Origin of the sequence: Psychrobacter sp. ASPA161_9, from assembly GCF_051970275.1 — a bacterium.
Lineage (GTDB): Bacteria > Pseudomonadota > Gammaproteobacteria > Pseudomonadales > Moraxellaceae > Psychrobacter.
Window position 1 is genome coordinate 1 of record NZ_JBEFNI010000021.1, and the last position, 1,421, is coordinate 1,421.

Annotated in this window: 2 protein-coding genes; both read right to left on the reverse strand. The window is 40.9% G+C overall.

Annotated elements, in window-relative coordinates; genetic code table 11:
• Window positions 1-33: 33 nt before the first annotated feature.
• A complete protein-coding gene (locus ACTQ9S_RS13720) occupies window positions 34-957 on the reverse strand; it encodes an IS3 family transposase (protein ID WP_440455268.1) in 924 nt (307 codons plus the stop codon).
• The gene (locus tag ACTQ9S_RS13725; RefSeq protein ID WP_440455267.1) at window positions 861-1,376 is read right to left on the reverse strand and encodes a helix-turn-helix domain-containing protein; all 516 of its coding nucleotides are present in this window, start codon (window positions 1,374-1,376) and stop codon (window positions 861-863) included. Before ACTQ9S_RS13725 ends, ACTQ9S_RS13720 begins: the two co-directional genes overlap by 97 nt.
• Window positions 1,377-1,421: the final 45 nt, after the last annotated feature.

Consider the following 1,421-nt stretch of genomic DNA (forward strand, 5'->3'; position numbering starts at 1 on the left):
TGAACTGACCCCCAAATCTTAGACAGTTTAAGTTTATATTAAGGACTGAGTTCTGTATTTTACAGGGCTCAGTCCTTTTAGTTTAAGCTGAATTCTTTCATGATTGTAGTAGTGTATAAACCGGTGAATCTGTTTCTCTAACTCTTCAATGGTTTCCGGTTTCTCAATATAAATAGTCTCACACTTAAGCGTGCCGAAGAAGCCTTCCATCAATGCATTATCTAAGCAGTTCCCCTTACGGCTCATACTTTGCTTAATATGATTATCTTTAAGCGTATTCGCAAACGGTTTCAACTGATAATGCCACCCTTGATCTGAATGCAGTGTTAGCTCTTCCTTGCGCTTAGCGGGTATGCCTTTGAGTGCACGCTCAAGCATTTGTTTCACCAAGTCATATATGGGTCGTCTTGACAACTCATAACTTATAATTTCATTGTTATAGCAATCCAGTATGGGTGACAGGTACAACTTGTCATCACCTACCTTAAACTCAGTAATATCAGTGAACCACCGGCGATTAGGCGCACCTGCTCGAAACTTACGTTTGACTCTGTTTTTAGCAATAACGCCGCACTGTCCTTTATAGGATCGATACTTTTGCCGTCTGATTCTGGCAGTCAGCTTAAGCTCACCCATAAGTCTGGCAATCAGCTTGTGGTTATATCTTACTCCTTCGTTCTTAAGCGCTTGGGTTATTCTACGATAGCCATATCGACCCTTATGCTGATGATAGATATCACGGATACGCTGTTTGAGATCAGCGTACTTATCTTTATTAGTAAAGTTAGCTCTATGGTAGTAGAAACTACTCCTTGCAAGCTTTGCTATGGTTAGTAAGTCAGATAATAGGTGTTGCTCTCTTAATCCTTCGATGAGCCTTGCTTTGTCGCAGCTTGTTCTCTTTCCCTGAGCAAGGCATCGAGCTTTTTTAGGTAGGCATTCTCCGCACGCAGATATTGCAGTTCACGCTTAAGCTCTGTAGGCGTCTTTTCATCATCAGGTTTGCTTGCGATAGGAGGTTTCATAAGGGTACTACCTTTATATTTGGAGGTGAGTCCAGACATACCGTGGAGCCTGTAAGCTTTATACCAATGACTAATTAAGCTAGGAGAGCTGATATTAAATTTGAGAGCGGTCTCAGATTGGCTTAATTCTTCTGCTAACATCAAAGCTATCACTTGATACTTAAAATCAGCACTGTATTTAGTTTTACCGGTTTTAGGCTTGATAGCATTTATACCACCGCTTTGATATTGCTTGACCCATTCAGATACCATCTTGTCATCAAGCCCAAACTTCTCACCTGTAGCACCTTTAGTATGTCCTTGCCGATAGTATGCAATGACTTTGATCTTAAAGTCTAGATCGTAATGCATAAAACAACCCCCATAAATTGTGTCCAACTTATGGGGGTCAGTTCA

What these genes read in the sequence shown, in the direction of transcription:
- ACTQ9S_RS13725 (WP_440455267.1), bottom strand. Translation starts at nt 1,376, where the DNA reads ATGCATTACGATCTAGACTTTAAGATCAAAGTCATTGCATACTATCGG.